This is a genomic window from Bradyrhizobium erythrophlei (genome assembly GCF_900129505.1).
Classification (GTDB): Bacteria; Pseudomonadota; Alphaproteobacteria; order Rhizobiales; family Xanthobacteraceae; genus Bradyrhizobium; species Bradyrhizobium erythrophlei_D.
The window spans coordinates 1,082,657-1,105,932 of record NZ_LT670818.1 but is presented as its reverse complement, the minus strand read 5'-3'; the positions used below and the strand labels follow the sequence as shown (position 1 = coordinate 1,105,932).

The window sequence follows — 23,276 nt, the reverse complement described above, 5'->3', positions numbered from 1 at the left end:
AGCGGAGCTGTCGCGCACCCTCCCCCCTTGCGGGGGAGGGTTGGGGAGAGGGGTATGCCGCACAACGAGGTCGACAGGATTCAGCGCGATCGTGCCAAACACTTGAGACGCACGATGACGCGCGCCGAAACCTTATTATGGCGTCACCTGAAGGCAAATCGACTCGCTGGGCTTGGCTTTCGCCGGCAGAGCCCGATGGGCAACTACATAGCGGACTTCGTTTCCCACTCTTGCAAGCTCGTCGTTGAGGTCGATGGCGAAAGCCATGACTTCGAAGAGCGTATTCGCCACGACGCGGTGCGCGATCAATGGTTTTCCTCCCGCGGATATCGCGTGCTCCGGTTCACCAACGACGACGTGATCAAAAATCTAGAGGGCGTCGTGATTGCCATTGGTCTGGCAGCGGAGCAAGGAGCACCCCCCTCCCTAACCCTCCCCCGCAAGGGGGGAGGAAACTTCTCAGCCGATGGAGCGGAATCATGAGCACCAAAATAAAGCGTTCCGTCTATGCCGACATGTTCGGGCCGACCACCGGCGACCGGGTGCGGCTCGCCGACACCGATCTCATCATCGAGGTGGAGAAAGACTTCACGGTCTACGGCGAGGAAGTGAAATTCGGCGGCGGCAAGGTGATCCGCGACGGCATGGGGCAGTCGCAGGCCACCAACAAGCAGGGCGCAGCCGACACCGTCATCACCAACGCGCTGATCGTCGATCACTGGGGCATCGTCAAGGCCGACGTCGCCATCAAGAAAGGCTATATCAGCGCCATCGGCAAGGCCGGCAACCCCGACATCCAGCCCGGCGTAACCATCGTGATCGGCCCCGGCACCGACGTCATCGCGGGCGAAGGAAAAATCCTCACCGCCGGCGGATTCGACAGCCACATCCATTTCATCTGCCCGCAGCAGATCGAGCATGCGCTGATGAGTGGCGTCACCTCGATGCTGGGCGGCGGCACCGGGCCGTCGCACGGCACCTATGCGACCACCTGCACGCCCGGCCCCTGGCACATGGCGCGGATGATCCAGTCGTTCGACGCTTTCCCGGTCAATCTCGGCATTTCCGGCAAGGGCAACGCCTCGCGGCCGGCCGCCTTGGTGGAGATGATCAAGGCCGGCGCCTGCGCCTTGAAACTGCACGAGGACTGGGGCACCACGCCGGCGGCGATCGACAATTGTCTGTCGGTGGCCGACGATTACGACATCCAGGTGATGATCCATTCCGATACGCTGAACGAATCGGGCTTCGTCGAGGACACCGTGAAGGCCTTCAAGGGCCGCACCATCCATGCGTTCCACACCGAAGGTGCCGGCGGCGGCCATGCGCCCGACATCATCAAGATCGCCGGCCTGAAGAACGTGCTGCCGTCCTCGACCAACCCGACGCGGCCGTTCACCCGCAACACCATCGACGAGCATCTGGACATGCTGATGGTGTGCCACCATCTCGATCCCTCGATCGCCGAGGATCTCGCATTCGCCGAAAGCCGCATCCGCAAGGAAACCATCGCGGCGGAAGACATCCTGCACGACATCGGCGCGCTGTCGATGATGTCGTCGGATTCGCAGGCTATGGGGCGGCTCGGCGAAGTCATCATCCGCACCTGGCAGACTGCGGACAAGATGAAGAAGCAGCGCGGATCGCTGCCGCAGGACAAGGGCAACAACGACAATTTTCGCGTCAAGCGCTACATCGCCAAATACACCATTAACCCAGCGATCGCGCATGGCGTCTCGAAACTGATCGGCTCAGTGGAAAAGGGAAAACTCGCCGACCTCGTGCTGTGGTCGCCGGCGTTCTTCGGCGTCAAGCCGGAATGCATCATCAAGGGCGGCTCGATCGTCGCCGCTCCGATGGGCGATCCCAACGCCTCGATCCCGACGCCGCAGCCGGTGCATTACCAGCCGATGTTCGCCGCCTTCGGCAAGTCGCTGACCGCGTCTTCGGTGATCTTCTCCTCCAAGGCCGCGGTGGCGGGCGGGCTTGCCCGCAAGCTCGGCATCGGCAAGAAGCTCTATGCGGTTGAAAATACCCGCGGCCGCATCTCCAAGAAGAGCATGATCCACAACGACGCCACCCCCAGGATCGAGGTCGATCCCGAGACCTACGAGGTCCGCGCCGACGGGGAATTGCTGACCTGCGCGCCCGCCGAGGTGCTGCCGATGGCCCAGCGCTATTTCATGTTCTGATGTCCTGTTCTAAGGTCCCGCCCGGCGATCAAAGCCAGAACAAAAGCTGGGAGGATTGAAGTGATTTATGTCGTTGCCACGCTGACCGTGAAACCTGAAACTCGCGCCGAGTTCATCGCCGCCGCCACCGCCTGCATCGCCGGAACCCGGAAGGAGCCCGGTAACATCGCTTATGACTTGCATGAGAGCGTGACCGATCCGACCAAGATGGTGTTCGTCGAGCAGTGGGAAAACGCCGAAGCGCTGGTGCCGCACCGCGCCGCCGAGCACATGAAGACGTTCGGCCGCGTCGCCGTGAAATGCTTCGCCGCACCGCCGAAGATCGAGGTCATCACGCCCGAAAAGGTCGACGTCCGCTAACAAGGTCGAGAAGCCCGTGAGCATTTTCAAATGATCCGCGCCACCCGAGTCCAGGGCCAGCATCGCTGGAGTTCGCCGCCGGCCGATACCGTCGTGCTCGATTTCGACGACCGTCACCGGCGGCGGATGGCAATGACCGGCACCCGCGGGCTTGAATTCCTGCTCGACCTCGAACACGCGGTGGCGTTGCGCGGCGGCGACGCGCTGGTGCTCGACGACGGCAGGCTGATCGAGGTGGTCGCCGCCCCCGAGCCGCTGACCGAGATCCGCTGCAACGATCCGCAGCATCTGGTCCGCGTCGCCTGGCATCTCGGCAACCGTCATCTGCCGACCCAGATCATGGCGAAGGGCCTGCGGATCCGCCGCGACCACGTCATCGAGGCGATGGTGAAGGGGCTCGGCGCGCGCGTGATCGAGATCGAGGCGCCGTTCGATCCCGAAGGCGGCGCCTATGCCGAGGCTTTCCACGCGCATGCGGAAACCCATTCGCACGCCCATGTCGAGGCCCATTCGCATGCCCACGCGGAAGCCAGCAGCCACGCCCATTCGTCGCATGGTCATGCTCATCATGATGATCATGGCCATGATGACCACCACCATCAGCACGACGAGCATTGCGAGCACGACCATCACGGCCATTCCCATGCTCATGACCACAAGTAAGCCGCCGCCAAAGCCGCGGCGGAGCAGGGCGGTGGAGGCGAGCGCGGCAGGCGAAGGCATCGCGCGGCCGATCGATCGTCGGACCAGGATGGACGAAGCCGAGGCGGCGGCGCTGTACCGGCTGATGACCTGGCTGTCGCCGGCCTTTCCGGTCGGCGCGTTCTCCTACTCCAGCGGCATCGAATGGGCGGTGGAGGCCGGCGATATCGGCGACGCCGCGTCGTTGAGCGATTGGCTGGCGGCGATGCTGGCGGAAGGCAGCGGCTTTTGCGACGGCGTATTCCTGGCCCATGCCCACCGCGCCGCGGGTTCGCGCGACGCGCGCGCCTTGAGGGAAATCGCGGAGCTTTCGGCCGCCTTCGTGCCCTCGCGCGAGCGCCAGCTTGAAACCTCGGCGCAGGGCCGCGCCTTCATCGAGATCGCCCGCGCGGCATGGAATTGCGATGGTCTTGATGCCGTGATCGCCGAGTGCGACGGCGCCATCGTCTATCCCGTCGCGGTGGGCCTTGTCGCTTCAGTGCATGCGATCCCGCTCGCCCCCACCATGCACGCCTTCCTGCACGCGGTGGTGTCGAACTGGATCTCCGCCGGCGCCCGGCTGGTGCCGCTCGGACAGACCGACAGCCAGCGCGTGCTGGCGCAGCTCGAGCCCGTCGTCGCCGCCACTGCCAGCCGCGCGCTCGGCGCCGCGCTCGACGATCTCGGCAGCGCCACCTTCCGCGCTGATTTGGCCAGCCTGCGCCACGAGACGCAGTATACCAGGCTGTTCCGGTCATGAGGGGACACGCGATCTTCGTCGTCCCCGCGAAAGCGGGGACCCATACGCCGCGGCCCATCGTGAGGGCACGAGGGCAGAGACCTTTTGCAAACGCGACCGCCAGTGGTTATGGGTCCCTGCCTTCGCAGGGACGACATCAGAGAGAGTGCTTCACATGTCCAGCTTGAACGGCCCGCTTCGCGTCGGCATCGGCGGTCCGGTCGGATCGGGAAAGACCGCGCTGATGGACCTGCTCTGCAAGTCGATGCGCCAGCGCTACGACATCGCCGCCATCACCAACGACATCTACACCAAATGGGATGCGGAATTCCTGGTGCGCTCGGGATCGCTGACGCCGGATCGCATCGCAGGCGTCGAGACCGGCGGCTGTCCGCACACCGCGATCCGCGAGGACGCCTCGATGAACCTCGCCGCGGTCGCCGACATGCGCGCGAAATTCCCCGGTCTCGATCTGGTGCTGATCGAATCCGGCGGCGACAATCTCGCCGCCACCTTCTCGCCGGAACTCGCGGACCTCACGATCTATGTGATCGACGTCGCCGCCGGCGACAAGATCCCCTCCAAGGGCGGTCCAGGCATCACCCGTTCCGATCTTCTGGTGATCAACAAGATCGACCTCGCCCCGCATGTCGGCGCTTCCCTGGAGAAGATGGACACCGACGCGAAACGGATGCGCGGCGAGCGGCCGTTCGTCATGACCAACCTGAAGAAGAGCGAGGGGCTCGAGCGCATCATCGACTTCATCGAGGCCAAGGGCGGTCTGAAGCCGGCGCAGGCCAAGGCTGGCTGAGCATCAAGGCGGGCTGAGCATCAAGACGGCCTGAGCGAATTCGTTAACGCTGTTGGCCAGCGGTTCTGGCGTTAACGATTGTGGCGAGCGAAAAACCTGTATTCGTCTTTCCGGGCCGATGCGGAGCATCGAACTCCGATGTGCAATTGCACATCGCGGCTACAACCTTTGCGCTGCCATGGAACAAAAACGGCTCGGCGCAATTAACATCTTCCGGTCCTTGCCGGGACCACACCTTGGGTGGCCTTCCCGTTCTTCATCGCCAACCGCAGTTGCGTCCTGATGCCTGCTCCTCCAATATCCAAAGACATTTGGCATTCATTCTGCTTCGACGCGTTGCCTCAATCGGATTGTTGCCGCCACGGCGGACGAAAGATGTTGCTGCTTCCGTTCTTCGCCAACTCCTCATTCCCAGAGTAAACGAGTGGTTCGGCTGGGTTTCATCATCGGGTTTATCGCACTGATCGGGGTTCTGCTCTCCGGGCTTGCGGCTTACCGTGTCCACGATCAGGAATTGACGGTTAACGGGATTGCGCTGGCGCGCGCCATCGACGTCCATGCCAGCCTGGTTCAGGACCGGCTCACCGAGCGTGAGCTTTTGGCCCGCGTCGCATCCGGCCTCTTCCGCACGCCGTCGGTGATAAAGGCCAATATGCTGCAGCCGTTGCGGGCATCGATCTACGCCTTCAAGACCGATTTCGTGGTTGCGAGCTGGATCGCGCGGCTCCAGCCGAATGAGCTCGATGCGGCGCGGGCGGAACTCAAGTCGGCGGGATTTCCGAATCCGGTGATCCGCAATTACGACGATCAGCCGCTGGACAAGGGCGCGCTCGATCGGCCGCTCGATGTGCTGATGGATGTCGAGCCGCGCAATCCGGAGACGATGGCGTTTGCCGGCTGGTCGCTGGACCGGCACCCGGTGCTGGGGCCGATGCTGGCGCGGGCCATGGCCGACGGCAAGCCGGTCGCCTCGGATCCGTTCCCGTTGTTGCGTCCGGACGGGGCGATCGGGCTGGTGCTGGCCGCCCCGGTTCTGCAGCAAGGCGGCGCCTCGCCTGTTGGCTTCGTGACCTTCTCCTATGATCTGGCGTCGCTGATGCTGACCAATGACGATCTCTCGTTGTTCTCGGTGGTGCTGAGGGATCCGCGCGATGCCGGCAGCGAGCTGATCGCCGACCATCAGGGCAACGTCACGACGCGGCCGGCATCGGCGCAGGCCCCGTCGATGCTGCGGACCGTGACCTTCGGCGGCCGCGACTGGACGCTCGGCTATTACGCCAAGACCAACATGACGAAGCGCGCGCAAGAGACGGCGGCGGTGGCGGCCGCCATCGGGCTGGCGCTGACCATCATCGTCTGCGGCCTGTTCGGCTATGTCGCCTACAACAATTTGAGGCTCAGCCGGGAAATCCAGGTCAGGATCGGCTTCGAGCGCCGGCTGACCGCCGTCATCGACGAGCTCAATCATCGGGTGAAAAATATCCTCGCCGTGATCCAGTCGATCGTGACGCGTACGCTGCGCCATGGCTCCGACATCGACGTCGCCCGCGAGCTGCTGATCGGCCGCATCCATGCGATGTCGAACGTGGTCTCGCTGCTCAGCGAAAGCCAGTGGCAGGGCGTCAAGCTGAAGGGCCTGTTCGAGGCCCGCGCGATCCCGCATGCCGAGCGGATCGCGGTCTCCGGTCCCGATATCGCGGTCAGCGCGCGCGCCGCGCAAAGCCTGTCGCTGCTGTTCTTCGAACTGGCGTCGCATTCCGACGAGGGGCTTTCGCTGGTCGGCAAGCACCCGCACATCGTGGCGCATTGGGAAGTGACGGGCGAGGAGCCCGACACCATCTTTCATTTCCGCTGGGAAGAATTCAACACTTCGGCCGCGACGCGCCGCGCGGACAGCGATTTCGGCCTGATCCTGCTCGACCGCGTCGCGCCGGAAGCGCTCGGCGGCGTCTCCAAGCGCTATTTCACCGATGTCAGCTATGTCTACGAACTCACCGCGCCGATGGTGACCGTGGTCGACATGACCGAACGCGACCGCACCGAACAACTCGCCATGCCGCCGCGGGGGCGGAAGTGACGCGCCAGCGTCATTCCGGGGCGCGCGAAGCGCGAACCTCAGATGCGCGATTGCGCATCGGGGAATCTCGAGATTCCCGGGCCCGGTCCTTCGGACCGTCCCGGAATGACGTCGATGTGTTGATGGTTGCCGCGCTACCCGCCGCTGCCGCCGATCACGGCGCGGACGGTTTCGTCGGGGCCGAAATCTTCCGCGCCGTCGACATAGAGCAGTGCCGAGAGTTTCGAGCGCGCGCGGTTGACGCGGCTCTTGATGGTGCCGACCGCGCAGCCGCAGATGGCGGCGGCATCCTCATAGGAGAAGCCGGAGGCGCCCACCAGGATCAGCGCTTCGCGCTGGTCCTGCGGAAGCTTGTCGAGCGCGGCGCGGAACTCCTCGAACTCCAGATGCGCGTTTTGCGCCGGCTGGGTTTTCAGCGTCTTGGCATAGCTGCCGTCGGCGTCCTCCACCTCGCGCCGCCGCTTGCGGTAATCGGAGCGAAACAGGTTGCGCAGGATCGTGAACAGCCACGCCGGCAGGTTGGAGCCGGGCTGGAACGAGTCGATATTGGCCAGCGCGCGCAGCAGCGTTTCCTGCACAAGATCGTCGGCGCGATCGCCGTTGCCTGAAAGCGAGATGGCGAAAGCGCGCAGGCTTGGGACCGACGCCAGAATGTCGTCGCGTAGGGCATCCGTGAGAGGCATTACTCCCCTCCATCATTTTTGTCGCCCGCCCCACCCAGTTGGGGGTCCGACTCGGGAACATCAAGCTTGCGGATGAGCTCGGCGAAGCGGTCCGGCACCCCCTGGCGCACGACGTCGTCGTACATCGCCCGAAGTTGATGGCCGATTCTCGACTGAATTTCGGCGTTGAGCCCGCCCTGCTTGCCCGTTGCCGGATTCTTGCTGGCTTGAGACTTTAAATCTTTCATGTCCTGTTCCACGCTTCCCCGAGAGTTAAGTCCCTGTAGCTTCAAGAATTATCCCTGGTTTCGGGCCTTCTGTCGGCAAGCTAATTCGAACCCGGGCGAAAAGTTCCGCCCTTGATGGAACTTTTCTCTGGCCAGGGCGTAGTCAGGCGTGTGCAGGGGAACCGGGGTCACCCCGTTACCCAAGCTTGGCCCAATGAAAAAGGATGGAGTGGGGATGTCCCGATCACAGCTCGTTGCCGAACATTTACCGTTGCTGCGGCGCTATGCCCGCGCCCTGACGGGAAACCAGGCGTCGGGCGACGCCTATGTCGGGGCCATGCTGGAGGCCCTGCTCCAGGACCCTTCGCTGCTCGACGAGCAGCACGGGCCCCGCGCCGGGCTGTTCCGCCTCTTTACCCAGATTTGGAACTCGGTCTCGCTCAACGATGACGCAGATGTGACCACGCTGCCGCTGCCGTCGGAGCGCCGGCTGTCCAACATCACCCCGTTACCGCGGCAGGCCTTCCTGCTGCTGTCCCTGGAAGGTTTTTCGGAGGAGGAAGTGGCCTTCATTCTCGGCACCGACGTCGCCGAGACCCGCAAGCTGGCGGACATCGCCGGCCGCGAGATGGCGGCGGAGATCGCCACCGACGTGCTGATCATCGAGGACGAGACCTTCATCGCGATGGATCTCGAAAGCCTGGTGAAGAACCTCGGCCATCACGTGATCGGCGTCGCCCGCACCCACTCCGACGCGGTGGCGCTGGCCAAGAACCGGAAGCCCGGCCTGATCCTCGCCGACATCCAGCTCGCCGACGGCTCCTCGGGCCTCGACGCGGTCAACGAACTGCTGCGCACCTTCGAGGTGCCGGTGGTGTTTATCACCGCGTATCCCGAGCGCTTCCTGACCGGCGAGCGCCCCGAGCCGGCGTTCCTGATCTCGAAACCGTTCCAGCCCGCGATGGTCTCGGCGGTCGCCAGCCAGGCGCTGTTCTTCCAGCGCAACTCGCGCAACAGGGCGCCGAGGGTGGCGTGAGCCGAGACAAGGGTGGCGTAACGCCAGCTCGACACATTCTCTATTGAAACAAATCCGGCGCGCTTTAAGGCGCGCCGGATTTTTGTTGAGTCGCGGCGACGCTGCTTAGCTGCGTGCTGTGCTTGCTGAGTCAGCAAGCCGCCTAGCTCGCTGAATAACTCAGGTTTGTGGTTGAGGAGTGGCTTTGTGCAGCTTTAGCGGGATCGACATGGGTTTTCCCTCAGCCTGAAGAATCGTGTCCTGCGCGGATCATCGTGCAAAAACGTTGTGTGTCAATCGGGAGTCGAATGGATCGGTCGTTGCCGCGGCCGCCGAAGTGAAATCCAGCGTATGGCGTCTAGCCAGCTCGATCCTTCAAGAAGAGCGCAAGAAATTTCCCTTTCCGTTTTGAAGGCCATGATTTTCCGACTTTGACGAAGCCTTCGCGCGCCAGCGATCGATGCATCGGTTCGTTGTCGATCAACGAGGTGGCGTACACCCCCATGTTGTTCGCCTTGGGCAAGAGTGCTGCTACAAGTTGCCGGGAATATCCCTTGTTGCGAAATCCGTCGTCGACATAGATCCATCCTAACTCGAACCGATAGCCGTCGATCAACTCAAGGGAGCCGGCCGTTTCGAACACCTCGCGTTTGTGACTCGGATTCGGGTTTTTCAATCCGGCGACGCCCGCGAGCGCGTTGTCGACCGTAACAAACGCGAGTGCTTCGGCGCGCTGAATGAGCGCGTCCAACGTCTTCGACGCGACCTCTCCGCCCTTCACCACCATGGCTCGAAATTGCGCAATCTCCTCGGAGGCGCAATCTCCCGGACGTTTCACGATGACCATTTCCGTGCCGCCCTCGTATTTTGCCATCGCCCGACACCGCTCCAGCGTCGCGCAGATTGCAATGATTGTCGAGTACCCGCTGTTGCGTCGAAAGGCGCGCCGGATCTTTTTAACTCGAACCGCATGCCCAAGCGGCGGTCAATACCGCAAGCCCCGCCTGCGCGATCATCTCGTCGATTTCCGGCTTGGCGCCGGATACGCCGACCGCACCGGCGCACTGTCCCTTGTAGTGCACGGGGACGCCACCGCGGCCGGCGTTCGACCCGCCGGATTGTCTTGGTCGTTCGCGGGACATCGCTTCGATGACGCCGGTCGGAACGCCGACGCTGGCGGAGGTGCGGGCCTTCTGGGAGGCGAGTTCGACGGTGTAGGCGCGCGCACCGTCCATCCGGGAAAAGCCAAGCAGGGCGCCGGAATCGTCGACCACGGCTACGCTGACCTCGACCTCTTGTTGCCGCGCCGCTTCCAGGCAGGCGGCCGCGACGGTTTGGGCATCTTCGAATGAAAGGGAAAATTTGGGGCGCATCGCCATGTCTCCGAACTGGCGCTGCCGCGCCACGCAAACAGCCCCGCGCCGTTCACATGGCTACTGATTATACCGCAGCCGGGAACAGCTGAGCAAGCCGGCCAGCCGCTGAATGGTCCTCGTCTACTCCCCCGTCGCGGGTAGCCTCAGTTTGAAATTCGAGGGACTTTGACGCCCTTGTCGCGTTCGTGACCTCAATCTTATATCTTCGACGGAAAGCAACGATAGGAGCCGCCATGCTCGCGTCGATCCTTTTCGTGATCCTCGTCCTCGCCCTGATGTCTTGGTGCGGTCATCTGACTGCGAAATTCGCGGCACAGAGGGGGCGCTCAAGGGGAGTCTGGTTCCTGTTGGGTACCCTGTTCTTTCCTATTCCTTCGATCGTCCTGGCGTTTTTGCCGCCCCATAGCCGAGAGAAGGCAGTGATCTCAAACTGAGAAAGACATTACTCGACCGCGAGAGGCCCAGGGCCGCAAGCAGCCTGTCCGCCGGTAGCGCCGTGAGCACCAGACTGTTTCATGACCTCACGCCAAAGCGATCGGCCGTCTCGCTGGTCTCTGGGCAACGATCCCGATAGGCGGCTGGGCCCGCCGGTTCCGTTTGGATGCTCGCTGGATGACCTTCAGGTGGAGGCCGAAAAGCGATGCGGGAATTGTCCGACGTGGCCGCCAAAATCGCGGTCGAACTGCCGAAGTGAAATCCGGCCCGCGTCGTACATCCTGATATCGCTGAATAAAAGCAGGGCGCGACTGGCATCACCACAGCCGCGCCCTACATCGCCGGTCAATGGGGCAGGGGGGATAACCGGCTGCCGGGATGACTCAAAACCCCCCTGAGTCGTTCCCGCAGGTCCGAAAAATTTTTTTGGCACACGGTTAAGTGATGGCTGTGTCCTGAACCGGGACGGTTCCCCGATGTTCTTACTAATGATCGCCATGGGGCGAGGGACCAACCAACATGTCACAGACCTCGCGCATAATTTTCGGTGCGTCCGCCATTGCGCTGACGCTGGGTGCCATCCCGCTGGCCGCCGGGCGCGACCTTTCCGGCGGCGTCTTCAATCGCTCGGAGGTTCCCGCCGCGACGCCGGCGGCGCCGGCGGCTGGGATCAATCGCGCCGCCAAGGCGGATCGCGCGGGCAGTGTCCGGTCCGACGTTCCGATGCAGACGATTTCGCTGAAGCTCGACGCGCTCTCCGACACCTCGGTGCTGGTCCGCATCCCCGTCGCCCAGGCGGTGCGCCCCAGTTCGTTCGCGCCGTCCTGGATCAAGTCGGGAAATGACAAGCGCGCGGTGGCCTGCGAGCCCGTCGTCAGCGTGCTGACCGAAGTCGCCAAGCAGCTCGAGCCCGGCCGCTGCGTGACCTGAGTTCGCCTCGGTACTGCGGGCGGGGCACGAGCGATGGCCAGAAAACTCACGCCAACGTCGTTCCTGCGAAAGCAGGGACGACGCCGGAAATCATGAGCGATCCGACCCGACGGGCAAATCACTGATTTGCCTGTCCAGCGCCTTTTGCAAAAATATTCTGATTTTCCGAAGAATCAAATCAGCTTATAACGCCCGCCATCCCGTCCCACCGAGAGGGGCGTTTCGCGATCGTCACGAACGCGGGACGGGATGCGGTGGACGCTGATGCGCTCTTGACGAACGGCGCGTGAGGCGGACGGCAAAATCGTGTGGTTCTGACGCCTCGACGCTGGCGTCAAGCTCGTGAGAAGCAAGCTTCTCAGGGGTGACGGTGACAAAAAAGCCCGATCGCCGGGAAGAGCACGAAGTAAGCCGTAAAACCATTGCGCGGGGAATGCCGGGTGTTTGCCGGTGTGACCTGACTAACGCGTGTGCGCTCTACCACTACCATTGCGCACGCGGCTATCGGGCGCATCGGGCGCCCGGCATTCCCTGCGCCGATACGAGAGGGCGGAACGAGCAGGCCAAACCTCGCGCGAAACGCGCGGCGAGATCGCGAAGCTATATCTTGTCGTCATTGCGAGCGAAGCGAAGCAATCCATTCTTTCTTTTTTGCTACACGATGGATTGCTTCGCTTCGCTCGCAATGACGGTCTTAAAGATAGGGCTACGACTTTTTGAGAACGAAGCTCGCAATGACGGTTGGGCACTACTCCGCCGGCGCCTCGTCGCTCGCCGCCCCCGCGTTGCGGCTGGCCAAAAATCCCAGTGCGAGGCCGCCCACCGCCAGGATCGGGATCAGCTTCTTGATGCCGATGGCGCGGATCACCTGGAGGCCGGCCGCCATCACCATGGGATCGGCGAGCGCGCTGTGCACGGCGGATTTCGCGGCCGCCGCCGCGCGTGCCTCGCGCTGCTTCTCGATCTGCCGCTTGCGCACCATGTAGCTGATGGCCGCGATCAGCGTGGCGACAAAGAACACCGCAGCGCCTGCAAGACAGGCTTGCACCAGACCATATTTCTCGAGCACGGCCACGAAGACGGCGGCGCACAGGAACGAGGTGGTTACGAACAGCGCCAGCACAGCCGCGGCCGCCAGCGACGTCAGCCGCAGGGCGCTGCTGGCGGATTCCTTGAAATCATCGATCATGTGCGTAAACATTTTCAAAGTCCCGCTAAAGGAAAACGCTGGATGCGACAACGCGGCCTTGTGGTTCGAGACGCGCGGCGTTGCCGCGCTCCTCACCAAGAGGAATTTGGGGCCTCATCCCGAGGAGGCGGCAGTGCGGCCGTCTCGAAGGACGAAAGCCACGGCAGACAAAAAAACTCTAGCGGCGCCACGTCACGCCGATCAGGAAGCCGAGGCCGAGCGCCAGGCCGACGGTCGCGAGCGGGCGCTGGGTGATGACGTCTTCCAGCGTCTCCTCGATCGAAGTGGCGGCGTCCTGGGCTGCATCCATCATCGCGCTGCCGCGCTCCGTCATGTCGTCGACGGTGGTATCGACGTTTTCGCGGGCCTGCTTGTAACCGCGGCGCGCCTGCTTCTTGGCCGCGCCGGCGAAGGTGTTGAGCGCGTCGGTGATCTGGTCGGTCAGGGCTGCGATATCGTTCTTCACGGCTGCTACATCCTTCTCAAGGCGTTGCTGGGCGGCTTTGTCCGACAGGTTCCTCATGCCGATCTCGCCGTCTGTGCTGGACATCCAAAGCTCCCGGATCCTGAATTCATCTACGGCACAAACGTCTCGCCCAGCCGTAAGTTCCGTGAAATGAACCCGTCACTCCGTCGGCAGCTGCGGCGTATCGAACGGCATCAGATGCTCTTTCAGGATGAGGCCGACGATCAGAAGCGGCGACGACAGAAAGCCGCCAACCGGACCCCACAGCCAGGTCCAGAACGCCAGCGCCAGCAGAACTGCGAGTGCGTTCAGCGAGAGGCGACGCCCGATGATGGTCGGTGTGACAAAATGCCCCTCCAGGAAGGCAATTCCGACAAAGGCCAGCGGCGCCATCAGGCCTGCGGTGATCGAGGGAAATGCGACGATGCCGACCGCCGCCAGGATGACGAACGTGGCAACCGGTCCGATGATGGGCAGATAGTTCAAGGTCGCGGCCAGGGCGCCAAGTCCGGCCGGATTGGGCATGCCGGTCACCGCACAGACGAAGCCGGTGGCGATACCGACGCCGACATTGATCATCGTCACCGTCAGCAGGTAGCCGCCGAGATGCTCCTCGATCTCGTTGAGAATCCGCAGCATTCGCAGCCGCTCCGCATGACCGGCAAAAGTCATGATCAGCGCGCGGCGCAGGTCCCGCCAACTGGCGATAAACAGGATCAGGGTTGCGAAGAACAGCAGGAATTCGGTGAAGGTCGGCGACAGGAATTCGAGTGTGGGCTGGACCCAGTCGAATTTCGGCATCTGCAGCGAAGTCAGGGGATCGGAGCCGCCAAGCATGCTCTGCAGCTCCTGCCAGAGCGCCAGCGGCCGGTCGAACACGTGCAGTCGGTCCTTCAGGATGGATCCGAGCTCCGGCAGGCGGTGGCTCCACTCCATCAAGGGCGACGAGATCAGGCCGACGATGAAGGTCGTTATCGCGGCCACGGCCGCCACGATCAGGATCGCCGCCACGGCGCGGGGAATACGGCGTCGTTCGAGAAAGCTCGCCGCCGGCGACAGCATGGTCCCCACCACGAAGGCCGCCACGACCGGAAGGAAGAACGCCTTTGCAACATAGAGAACGGCGACGACGCAGATGACGAGCAATGCGACCAGCGCGAAGGCAACCACCTCGGCGCGCCGGATCACCGGCGGCAATTCGGTTCGGCTGTCGGGCAGCGGCGTGCCGGTCGCCTCTTCCGGAAGCGCACGGTCATTGGGAAGGACACGCAACTGGCTCTCCCCGCTGCTGGCGGCTGACATGGCTGGCGAGACCCGGCATCGCCTGACGAGGCGGGCCCAGGCGGGCACAACCCGCAGGCTCCGCAAAAGGTTCCGTCGCGGAATCGTGAGCGCTGGCCCGCTTGACACACGTCCGTCTCACCGAGCCGGAGGGAACCATGCGGCCCCCGTCGTGTTGGTTGCGCAGAAGCATCGCGTGATGCGCTATCCGTACTGGGGCAGATCATGACACAGGCACTCGGAAGAACTCGCAGGCCATCGCTGCGCGTCACGAACGCGCTCCTTCTCGCCGGAGCCATGCTGATGGCGCCGGTCATCTTCGCAAGCACGGCCAGCGCGCAAGTGCTCGGCTACGCTCCCGCGCCGCAGAGCGCATTTCCCTCGGACAACATGATCGCGCCGGACCAACCGATGGCTGCCGACGGCAGCGTGCTGCCGGAGCGGCTGCGCCGGACCGTGGTGTCGCTCGACACCCGAGAAGCGCCGGGCACCGTCATCATCGATACCGGCAATACCGCGCTCTATTACGTGCTCGGCCAAGGCCGCGCGATTCGCTACGGTGTCGGCGTCGGCCGCGAAGGCTTTACCTGGGCCGGCGTGCAGAACATCAGCCGCAAGGCGGAATGGCCGGACTGGCATCCGCCGGCGGAAATGATCGCGCGCCAGCCCTATCTGCCGCGCTTCATGGCCGGCGGCCCCGGCAATCCGCTCGGCGCCCGCGCCATGTATCTCGGCTCCAGCGAATACCGCATCCACGGCACCAATGATCCCACCACCATCGGCAAGTTCGTCTCCTCCGGCTGCATCCGCCTGACCAATGAAGACGTCAGCGATCTCTTCAGCCGCGTCGATGTCGGCACCAGGGTCGTGGTGATGCCGAAGAACGCGCCGCACCTTGCGGCTCGCGCGATCGGCGGCGGCCTGGAGTCGACCGGCACGATCACCGTTCACCCGACGGCGGCCTCGCGCCCGGCGGTGACGCAGGTCACGACCGGCCGTCAGGCGATGAATCTTTCGATTTCGCCGTTGCATTGACGAAACGCGTTGCGGAGGCCGGCATGTTGAGGAAATCGGTGAGGCAGGCGGCGATGGGCGGGGCGGTGGCGCTATGCGCGCTGGCGCTGGCGCCCGTGGCGCAAGCCGAAGATTTTTTCTCGGCGCTGTTCAGCGCGTTCGGAGGCGGCCGCCCGCACGTACCGGAAATCATCCGGGCGCCCTATGCCAACGAAGGCGAGCCCGCCGGTCCGCAAAACTTCGGTCCGCAGCAAGGCGGCAACCCGGGTCCACGCATCGCCACCTATGGCGGCGGTCAGGCCTTCTGCGTGCGCAGTTGCGACGGACGCTATTTCCCGCTGCAAGGCCCCGACCAGGAAAGCCGGGCCGCCTCGTGCAACAGCTTCTGCCCGGCGAGCAAGACCGAAGTGGTCTATGGCAGCGATATCGACGATGCCGCCACCACGAGCGGCAAGCCGTATTCGGAATTGCCGAACGCGTTCCGCTATCGCAACGAGATCGTGGCGGGATGCACCTGCAACGGCAAGGACCAGTTCGGCCTCGCGCCGGTCAGGGTCGAGGACGACCCGACGCTACGCAGGGGCGACCTCGTCGCCGGCGCCGATGGGCTGATGGTCGCCGGCCGCGGCGCCGACAGGCGCGGCGCCTCCTTGAATTTTACCCCTGCCTCGAAAGCGCTGCAGGCCCGCTATCAGCACGTGCCGGTGGTGGCGAAGGAATAGTTTCAACTCACTGTCATGGCCGGGCATAGCCGTCCAAGCCCAGGCTAACGATAGACGGAGGATCAGGCGGCGCGGATCCTGCCGAGGAACTGGGTCACCTGGTCGCCGAGTTGCTGGCTCTGGGTTTCCAGCGTCGCCGAGGCCTGCTTGACGTTCTCGGCGGCTGCCGCGGCGGCATCGGCGTCGGTTTTGACGCCGCTGATGTTGTCGGAAACGTTCTTGGTGCCCTGCGCGGCGTATTGGGTGCTGCGGGTGATTTCCTGGGTGGCGGCGCCCTGTTCCTGAACCGCCGCGGCGATCGCGGTCGCGACTTCATTGACCTCGCCGATGATGCTGCCGATGCCCTTGATGGCGTCGATGGCGTCGCCGGCGACCTTCTGGATGTCGGCGATCTGCTCGGAGATTTCTTCGGTCGCCTCAGCGGTCTGGCTGGCCAGCGATTTTACCTCGGAGGCCACCACGGCAAAACCTCGCCCGGCCTCACCGGCGCGCGCGGCCTCGATGGTCGCGTTCAGCGCGAGCAGGTTGGTCTGGGCGGCGATGGTGTTGATCAGGCCGACCACTTCGCCGATCCGGCCCGCCGATTTCGCCAGACCCTGCACGGTGCCGTCGGTTTCCCGCGCGTGGCCCACGGCGCGGCTGGCAATGCCCGCGGCATGCGCGGCCTGCTGGCTGATGTCGTTGATCGAAGCGCTCAACTGCTCGGAAGCCGAAGCGACGCTCTCGACGCTCATCGAGGCTTCGCTGGAGGCCTTCTCGGCGACCTGAACGCGCTCGTTGGTCTGGCGGGAAACCGCCGTTAGGCTCGACGACGTGGTCCGCATCTGGCCGGAAGCGTCGCCCAATTGCTGCAGCGACTGGCGCACCATGCCTTCGAACTCGCCGACATAGGCCTCGATCGTCTTCTGACGCGTCGCCGCGCCGGCGTTGCGCTCGCGCTCCTGCTGCTCGATCCTGAGCTTGTCCTGGGCCTGCTGCTTGAAGGTTTCCAGCGCGCCCGCCAGCGCGCCGATTTCGTCGCGGCGTTCGGTGTAGCCGGTATCGACGGAGAGGTCGCCGGAGGCCACCTTCAGCATGGCGTCGCGCATATTGTGCAGTGGCTTGATCACACGCCGGGTGACGGCGATCATGGCGCCGAACATCAGAGCAAATGCCGCAGCCAACAGTACGAGCTGCAGCGTCAGCGAGCGCAAGGCCGCCGAATGCTGGACGGCGGTATGGTCCTTGGCGGCCTCGAGCGCGCGCTCGGCGACGGTGACGGCCGAACCCATGCGGCCGACCGTGATCGGGCTCCATTGGTTCGCGGTCAATTCCGCCTTCTCACCCGCGAGCAGGGTGTTCAGCAGACGGTCGCGCAGCGCGAGATAATCCGGCTCGAAATAGGCGGTCTTGGTTGCCGTGATGGCTGTGGCGAGTGCGGGAGGCAACTGCATTCCCGATGCGGCGGTTTCCACCGCGGTATAGGCGATCTCGGTGCCGCCGATGAATTTCATATAGGTTGGGCGCAATTCCGGCGCGATGCGGCCGGCGGCGAGCCCCTTCGAAATTATCAGCGATGCCTCACCGGCGGTGTTGCGCAACAGCCAGGCGGTTTGCTTGATCGCGAGCAACTGGTCGATGGTGGCGTCCTGGTGGTTGACGGCGGCGGCAAGAGCTGCCGACAGCCTGTCGAGATTCTTCAGCAGCGCCGCCGTGGTGTCGAAATATTCCTGCGCCAACGCGGCACGGCGCGAGGCTTTCGGCTTGGCGACCTCGTCCCAGAATTCCTTCTGCTGCGCCGTCAGGCGCTTGAACAACTGATCGAACTCGGGCACCAGCGTATTCTGTTGCGCAAACTCGATCGACGGCAGCAGCCCAAGCGCGGTGGCCATTGCGGGCATTTCGGAATCGCGAATCTCGCGCAGATATTTGTCGATATCGCTTGCGACCGGCTGGTCGGAGTTCAAAAGCCGGAAGGTCGTGGATTGATCGGTGCGCATATTATGCATCGCCTTGAACACGTTCGCCGAGGCATCGGCGATGACGGCGATACGGTTGGTCAGCTGCAGGCGGTTCCAGGAATCCCAGGCGCCGAGCGAAAATCCGACCACCACGCAGAACGACATAATGAGGATGACGGTCTGCAGCAGCGCGGATACGGTCAGGCGGTTCAGCATGGCAGCCCCCAGGATTTCAGCCATTTGAGCCAAATTAGGTAAATATTTAGGCAGTCAAGCTGCCGTATTTGTACGGGGCAGCAGCTCCGGCTATCGCCCCAAGCTGTGGTTCCCGGTGGGGAACCGAAGAGTCCCTCGCGCGTTAAGAAACCGTTAATTTGGCTCAAACGCGCTTCAGGGGGGATTTTCCGGATGCTGGTCAGCGTACTCGTCACCTTTCTCGTCGTCATTCTCGTGCTCTATCTGATCAATTTGCTGCCGCTCGACGGCCGCGCCAAACAGATCGCCCGGGTGGTGGTGATCATCCTTGGCGTGATCTCGCTCCTGAAATACATCACGGTGTTCTAGCGACGATGGTGGCGCAACGAAAAAAGCCCCGGCGGATGCCGGGGCTTTTGATTGATCGGTCGCACGAAACCTATTTCAGCGTCCTGAACCAGTCGTCCACATCCCTGTGGATCTGGTCCTTGGCGAAGCCGTAACGCTGCTGCAGCTTGCCTTCAAGCTGCTCGCGGCGGCCCTCGATCACGTTGAGATCGTCGTCAGTGAGCTTGCCCCACTTCTCCTTGGCGGCGCCCTTGAACTGCTTCCAGTTGCCTTCGACCCGGTTCCAATCCATTGCCATCTCCTCTTGCGTTGAGATGGCCTTTCAACGGACGGGCAAGTCAAACGTTCCGGCGTTGGGCCGCGACAATCAGCCCGCGGCCTTGGCTTCCCGGCGGCGCGCGGTGAGGATGAACTCGGTGTAGCCATTCGGCTGCTCGCGTCCCTTGAAGATCAGGTCGCAGGCAGCCTGGAAGGCGACGCCGTCGAAGGCCGGCGCCATCGGGCGGTACAAGGGATCGCCTTTGTTCTGGCCGTCGACCACCACCGCCATCCGCTTCAAGGACTCCATCACCTGCTCCCTGGTGATGACGCCCTGATGCAGCCAGTTCGCCAGATGCTGGCTCGAGATCCGCAAGGTGGCGCGGTCTTCCATCAGGCCGACGTCGTGGATGTCGGGCACCTTGGAGCAGCCGACGCCCTGGTCGATCCAGCGAACGACATAGCCGAGGATGCCCTGGCAGTTGTTGTCGATCTCCTGCTTGACGTCATCCGGCGCCCAGTTCGATTTCGACACCGGGATGGTGAGGATGTCGGATAGTTTGGCGCGCGGGCCACCCTTGGCGAGCTCCTGCTGCCGCGCCAGCACGTTGACCTGATGATAATGCAGCGCGTGCAGCGTGGCGGCGGTCGGCGACGGCACCCAGGCGGTGGTGGCGCCGGCCTGCGGATGGCCGATTTTCTGGACCAGCATGTCCGCCATCTTGTCGGGCGCGGCCCACATGCCCTTGCCGATCTGGGCATGGCCGGGCAGGCCGTCGATCAGGCCGATATCGACGTTCCAGTCCTCATAGGCCTTGATCCAGGGCTGCGCCTTCATGTCGTTCTTGCGGATCATGGGACCGGCCTCCATCGAGGTATGGATCTCGTCGCCGGTACGATCGAGGAAGCCGGTGTTGATGAAGACGATGCGCTTCGACGCATTCTGGATGCAGGCCTTGAGGTTGACCGTGGTGCGGCGTTCCTCGTCCATGATGCCGACCTTCATGGTGTTCTCGGGCAGCGACAGCAGCTTCTCGATGCGGCCGAACAGCTCGCAGGTCAGCGCCACTTCGTCCGGGCCGTGCATCTTCGGCTTCACGATATAGACCGAGCCGGTGCGGCTGTTCTTCGTTTTCGAACTGCCCTTCAGATCGTGGATCGCGAGCAGGCCGGCCACTGCGGCGTCCAGAATTCCTTCCGGAATTTCGGCGCGGCTGGAATCGAGCACCGCGTCGGTGAACATGTGATGGCCGACATTGCGCATCAACAGCAGGCTGCGTCCGTGCAGTGTCAGCCCCTTGCCGTCAACCGTCTTGTAGACGCGGTCGGGATTGAGCGCGCGCTTCAGCGTCTTGCCGCCCTTTTCGAAATCGGCGGACAGCGTGCCGTCCATCAGGCCGAGCGTGTTGCGATAGACCAGCACCTTGTCCTCGGCATCGACCGCCGCGACGCTGTCTTCCATGTCGAGGATGGTGCTCACGGCTGATTCCAAGATCATGTCGGCGACGCCGGCCGGATCGTCCTTGCCGATGATGTTGGTGCGGTCGATCCTGACCTCGATATGCATGCCGTTGTTGACCAGCAGCACTGCGCTCGGCGAAGCCGGATCGCCCTGGAAGCCCGCGAACTGCGCGGCCGTTTTCAGCGCGGTGGCGTTGCCGCTCTTCAGCTTGACCGCGAGCTGGCCGGCGACGACGCTATAGGAGGTCACGTCGGTGTGGCTCCCGGTCGCCAGCGGCACCGCGGAATCCAGAAATGCCTTGGCCTTGGCGATCACCTTGTCGCCGCGCGCCTTGTTGTAGCCCTTGCCGGTTTCGCTCGGATCGTGCGGGATCGCGTCAGTGCCGTAGAACGCGTCGTAAAGGCTGCCCCAGCGCGCATTCGCGGCGTTGAGCGCATAGCGTGCATTGGTGAGGGGCACCACGAGCTGCGGCCCGCAGATCTTGCCGATCTCTTCGTCGACATCAGCGGTTTCGACCTTCTGCGTCGCCGGCTCCGGCAGGAGATAGCCGATCTCCTTGAGAAATGCCGTGTAGGCGTTCATGTCGAACGGCTTGCCCTTGTTGGCGCGATGCCAGCCGTCGATTTTCGCCTGCAGGCTGTCGCGGATCGCCAGCAGCTCCCGGTTCCTGGGAGCGAGATCGCGCAGGATGGCGGCAAGCCCGGCCCAGAACGCGTCGGCGGAAATGCCGGTTTTGGGAGTCGCCTCCTTGGCGATGAAATCGAACAGGACGGGGGCGATTTTCAATCCGTGGACATCGATGCGGTTCATGGCGGGATTTTTCTCACGGGAAGCCGCTGGTAAGCGCGGTTCACAGGGGACAAACGACAAAACGGCCCCGCGAAGGGCCTTGTTCGGGGTCCTTTTAGCCCTAAAGCCGGGGCGATGAGAAGGCCCTTGGCGGCGCCGAGATGCCCATTAGGAGGGCGCGAACGCTCAGATGTTGGCAGCGAGGTCGGTCAGTTCATCGAACAGAACGCCCGATTCCGCCAGCATCCGTTCGATCTCGTCGGTCGCTGCGGCGACCGAGCCCGTCGAAGTGTCGATTGTCAATTCGGATGACGTTGGCGGCTGGTAATCATTGCCGATACCGGTAAACGCGTGCAAAGCGCCGGCGCGCGCCTTGGCGTAGTGGCCCTTGGGATCGCGGCGCTCGCAGATCTCGGCCGGGGTCGCGACATAGACCTCGCGGAAAAATGTATCGGCGATGCGGCGCGCGGCAGCGCGATCCTCGCGCGCGGGCGAGACCGCGGCGACGATGGCGATGTGCCCGTTACGCGCGAGATGGGTGGCGACTTCGGCCAGGCGCCGGATGTTTTCGCTGCGGTCCTGCGCGGAGAAACCGAGATCGCTGTTGAGCCCGGCGCGTAAGGTGTCGCCATCGAGCAGCACCGGCGAACCGCCATTGCCGAACAGCCGGCGTTCCAGCGCACGCGCGATCGTCGATTTTCCGGAACCGGGCAGGCCCGTCAGCCAGATCACGGCGCCGCCGTGGCGATAGCGCGCCGAGCGCTCGTCGGGACGCAGCGCGGATTCCACCGGCACGATGTCGACGGGAATGGCGCGCTGGCCGGCATCGACCGACAGCACCAATCCGCCGCCGGCAATGCGGCCATTGACCTCGATCACCAGCCGACCGGTGCGCGGGTTATCGGTATAGGGATCGGCGGCGATCGGTTGTGCCAGCGCGATGTCGATCTCGCCGACATGATTGCGCGCGATCGCCTTGGTCTCGACGCTCGAGAGTTCGCCGGGATCGACCGCCTTCTCGATCGCGACCACGGTGGCGCGGGCCTCCCGCGTGCCGAGCCGGACCAGGATCGAGGCGCCCGTCGTCAATGGCTGGTCGTGCAGCCAGAAAATCCGCGCGCGAACCCGCCGCGTGTCGCGCGGGCTGGTTCCGACATGGGCAATGACGTCGCCGCGCTCGATGAACAATTCGCGGTCGAGCGTAATGCCGACCGATCGTCCAGCGGTCTGCCCGCCCTTGAGCGGCGTCACCGGCCAGCTCTCGACGGTCCTGATCTTTGCGATCTTGCCCGCGGGCATGATGACGATCTCGTCGCCGGCGGCGAGCCGGCCGGACTCGATGCGCCCCGCCACGATGCGGCGGTCGTCGAATTTATAGATCGCCTGCACCGGCAGCCGCAGCGCGAGCTGCTCCAGCGGCCGCGCCGGCTCCAGCGCGTCCAGCGCCTCGACCACGGTCGGGCCCTTGTACCAGCCGATCCGCGGCGTGCGTTCGGCGACGCCGTCGCCGTCGCGGGCGGAGATCGGGATCACCGCCGACGGCGTGACGCCGAGACCGGTGAGATGCGCGGAAATTTCGTCGCTGATCTCCTTGAATCGTGCCGCGCTGAAATCGACCCGGTCCATCTTGTTGACGACGACCGCGACCTGTTTGACGCCGAGCAGATGCAGCAGATAGCCGTGGCGCCGGGTCTGGTCGCGCACGCCTTCCAGCGCGTCGATGATCAAAACCGCGCCGTCCGCCTGTGAGGCGCCGGTGATCATGTTGCGCAGGAATTCGGCATGGCCGGGCGCGTCGATCAGCACGATGTCGCGCGATCCGGTGCGGAAGCTGATCTGCGTGGTGTCGATGGTGATGCCCTGGTCGCGCTCGGTCTGCAGTGCATCCAGCAGGAACGACCATTCGAACGGCATGCCGCGCCGGGCGCTGACCGCTTTCAGCATTTCGAGCTTGCCTTCCGGCAGGCTGCCGGTCTCGTGCAACAGGCGTCCGACCAGCGTCGACTTGCCGTGATCGACATGGCCGACGATGACGATCCGCACTTGCGGGCGGGTGGTGCCGTTCGGCGTCGCCGAGAGCGCGGTGGGCAGGATCATGTTCATGGGA

The 23,276-nt window shown here is 63.9% G+C and carries 23 protein-coding genes; 12 read left to right on the top strand and 11 right to left on the bottom strand.

The genetic code is table 11. The features are described from left to right. Nucleotides 1-54 precede the first annotated feature (54 nt). The 7 genes from B5525_RS05275 (at nt 55) to B5525_RS05245 (ending at nt 6,860) form a co-directional block, all read left to right on the top strand. Nucleotides 55-483, top strand: a complete 429-nt coding sequence (locus B5525_RS05275) for an endonuclease domain-containing protein (RefSeq protein WP_079572972.1) — start codon at nt 55-57, stop codon at nt 481-483. Beyond that, a complete protein-coding gene (gene ureC, locus B5525_RS05270; RefSeq protein WP_079565052.1) occupies nt 480-2,192 on the top strand; it encodes an urease subunit alpha in 1,713 nt (570 codons plus the stop codon). The genes B5525_RS05275 and ureC overlap by 4 nt, the downstream gene beginning before the upstream one ends. A 60-nt stretch (nt 2,193-2,252) precedes the next feature. Next, nucleotides 2,253-2,552, top strand: coding sequence for a putative quinol monooxygenase (locus B5525_RS05265; RefSeq protein WP_079565051.1), 300 nt, complete (start codon nt 2,253-2,255; stop codon nt 2,550-2,552). A 30-nt stretch (nt 2,553-2,582) separates the two neighbouring features. Then, complete coding sequence (ureE, locus tag B5525_RS05260) at nt 2,583-3,215, top strand: urease accessory protein UreE (RefSeq protein WP_079565050.1); 633 nt, start codon at nt 2,583-2,585, stop codon at nt 3,213-3,215. Nucleotides 3,216-3,303: 88 nt separating this feature from the next. Further along, a complete protein-coding gene (locus B5525_RS05255) occupies nt 3,304-3,993 on the top strand; it encodes an urease accessory protein UreF (protein WP_079572970.1) in 690 nt (229 codons plus the stop codon). A gap of 154 nt (nt 3,994-4,147) precedes the next feature. Continuing rightward, nucleotides 4,148-4,783 carry an urease accessory protein UreG gene (gene ureG, locus B5525_RS05250; protein WP_079565049.1) on the top strand — a complete coding sequence of 212 codons (636 nt, stop codon included), beginning with the start codon at nt 4,148-4,150 and terminating at the stop codon, nt 4,781-4,783. A 424-nt stretch (nt 4,784-5,207) separates the two neighbouring features. Further along, nucleotides 5,208-6,860 (top strand): CHASE domain-containing protein, encoded by a 1,653-nt coding sequence (locus B5525_RS05245; RefSeq protein ID WP_079565048.1) that lies wholly within the window; start codon nt 5,208-5,210, stop codon nt 6,858-6,860. A gap of 134 nt (nt 6,861-6,994) precedes the next feature. Here B5525_RS05245 and B5525_RS05240 read toward each other — a convergent pair whose 3' ends face one another. Both B5525_RS05240 and B5525_RS05235 read right to left on the bottom strand, forming a co-directional pair. Next, entirely contained in the window at nt 6,995-7,543 is a 549-nt protein-coding gene (locus B5525_RS05240) for a sigma-70 family RNA polymerase sigma factor (protein ID WP_079565047.1), read from the bottom strand. After that, nucleotides 7,543-7,770: a NepR family anti-sigma factor gene (locus B5525_RS05235; protein ID WP_079572968.1), complete on the bottom strand. Its 228-nt coding sequence runs from the start codon at nt 7,768-7,770 to the stop codon at nt 7,543-7,545. Before B5525_RS05235 ends, B5525_RS05240 begins: the two co-directional genes overlap by 1 nt. A gap of 214 nt (nt 7,771-7,984) precedes the next feature. On the opposite strand from B5525_RS05235, the gene B5525_RS05230 reads away from it, so the two are divergent. Continuing rightward, complete coding sequence (locus tag B5525_RS05230; RefSeq protein WP_079565046.1) at nt 7,985-8,785, top strand: response regulator; 801 nt, start codon at nt 7,985-7,987, stop codon at nt 8,783-8,785. Between the two features lie 337 nt (nt 8,786-9,122). Here the strand turns inward: B5525_RS05230 and B5525_RS05225 are convergent, their stop codons facing one another. Together B5525_RS05225 and B5525_RS05220 are read right to left on the bottom strand one after the other, a co-directional pair. Beyond that, on the bottom strand, nt 9,123-9,551 hold the full coding sequence (locus B5525_RS05225) for a GNAT family N-acetyltransferase (protein WP_172899819.1): 429 nt from the start codon (nt 9,549-9,551) through the stop codon (nt 9,123-9,125). A gap of 169 nt (nt 9,552-9,720) precedes the next feature. Then, nucleotides 9,721-10,137 (bottom strand): GlcG/HbpS family heme-binding protein, encoded by a 417-nt coding sequence (locus B5525_RS05220; protein WP_172899818.1) that lies wholly within the window; start codon nt 10,135-10,137, stop codon nt 9,721-9,723. Between the two features lie 957 nt (nt 10,138-11,094). Here B5525_RS05220 and B5525_RS05210 point away from each other — a divergent pair. Beyond that, nucleotides 11,095-11,505, top strand: coding sequence for a hypothetical protein (locus B5525_RS05210; RefSeq protein WP_079565042.1), 411 nt, complete (start codon nt 11,095-11,097; stop codon nt 11,503-11,505). 748 nt (nt 11,506-12,253) lie between these two features. On the opposite strand, the gene B5525_RS05205 is transcribed toward B5525_RS05210, so the two are convergent. The 3 genes from B5525_RS05205 to B5525_RS05195 all read right to left on the bottom strand — a co-directional run bounded on the left by B5525_RS05205 (nt 12,254) and on the right by B5525_RS05195 (nt 14,432). Beyond that, entirely contained in the window at nt 12,254-12,706 is a 453-nt protein-coding gene (locus tag B5525_RS05205) for a hypothetical protein (RefSeq protein ID WP_079565041.1), read from the bottom strand. A 166-nt stretch (nt 12,707-12,872) separates the two neighbouring features. Then, nucleotides 12,873-13,244, bottom strand: a complete 372-nt coding sequence (locus tag B5525_RS05200; RefSeq protein ID WP_079565040.1) for a DUF883 family protein — start codon at nt 13,242-13,244, stop codon at nt 12,873-12,875. Nucleotides 13,245-13,319: 75 nt separating this feature from the next. Next, a complete protein-coding gene (locus tag B5525_RS05195) occupies nt 13,320-14,432 on the bottom strand; it encodes an AI-2E family transporter (RefSeq protein WP_079572966.1) in 1,113 nt (370 codons plus the stop codon). 234 nt (nt 14,433-14,666) lie between these two features. On the opposite strand from B5525_RS05195, the gene B5525_RS05190 reads away from it, so the two are divergent. Then, entirely contained in the window at nt 14,667-15,476 is an 810-nt protein-coding gene (locus B5525_RS05190; protein WP_079565039.1) for a L,D-transpeptidase, read from the top strand. Between the two features lie 23 nt (nt 15,477-15,499). Next, the gene (locus B5525_RS05185) at nt 15,500-16,177 is read left to right on the top strand and encodes a DUF2865 domain-containing protein (RefSeq protein WP_079572964.1); all 678 of its coding nucleotides are present in this window, start codon (nt 15,500-15,502) and stop codon (nt 16,175-16,177) included. Between the two features lie 62 nt (nt 16,178-16,239). Here B5525_RS05185 and B5525_RS05180 read toward each other — a convergent pair whose 3' ends face one another. Further along, complete coding sequence (locus B5525_RS05180; protein WP_079565038.1) at nt 16,240-18,333, bottom strand: methyl-accepting chemotaxis protein; 2,094 nt, start codon at nt 18,331-18,333, stop codon at nt 16,240-16,242. 192 nt (nt 18,334-18,525) lie between these two features. Here B5525_RS05180 and B5525_RS43605 point away from each other — a divergent pair, with 192 nt between their 5' ends. Beyond that, nucleotides 18,526-18,681 carry a Thivi_2564 family membrane protein gene (locus tag B5525_RS43605; protein WP_154073071.1) on the top strand — a complete coding sequence of 52 codons (156 nt, stop codon included), beginning with the start codon at nt 18,526-18,528 and terminating at the stop codon, nt 18,679-18,681. Between the two features lie 70 nt (nt 18,682-18,751). Here the strand turns inward: B5525_RS43605 and B5525_RS05175 are convergent, their stop codons facing one another. From B5525_RS05175 to cysC, 3 genes are all read right to left on the bottom strand, one after another. Then, nucleotides 18,752-18,952 carry a CsbD family protein gene (locus B5525_RS05175; RefSeq protein ID WP_079565037.1) on the bottom strand — a complete coding sequence of 67 codons (201 nt, stop codon included), beginning with the start codon at nt 18,950-18,952 and terminating at the stop codon, nt 18,752-18,754. Between the two features lie 75 nt (nt 18,953-19,027). Beyond that, the gene (locus B5525_RS05170; protein ID WP_079565036.1) at nt 19,028-21,190 is read right to left on the bottom strand and encodes a malate synthase G; all 2,163 of its coding nucleotides are present in this window, start codon (nt 21,188-21,190) and stop codon (nt 19,028-19,030) included. A gap of 165 nt (nt 21,191-21,355) precedes the next feature. Then, the gene (cysC, locus tag B5525_RS05165) at nt 21,356-23,272 is read right to left on the bottom strand and encodes an adenylyl-sulfate kinase (protein ID WP_079565035.1); all 1,917 of its coding nucleotides are present in this window, start codon (nt 23,270-23,272) and stop codon (nt 21,356-21,358) included. Nucleotides 23,273-23,276 lie beyond the last annotated feature (4 nt).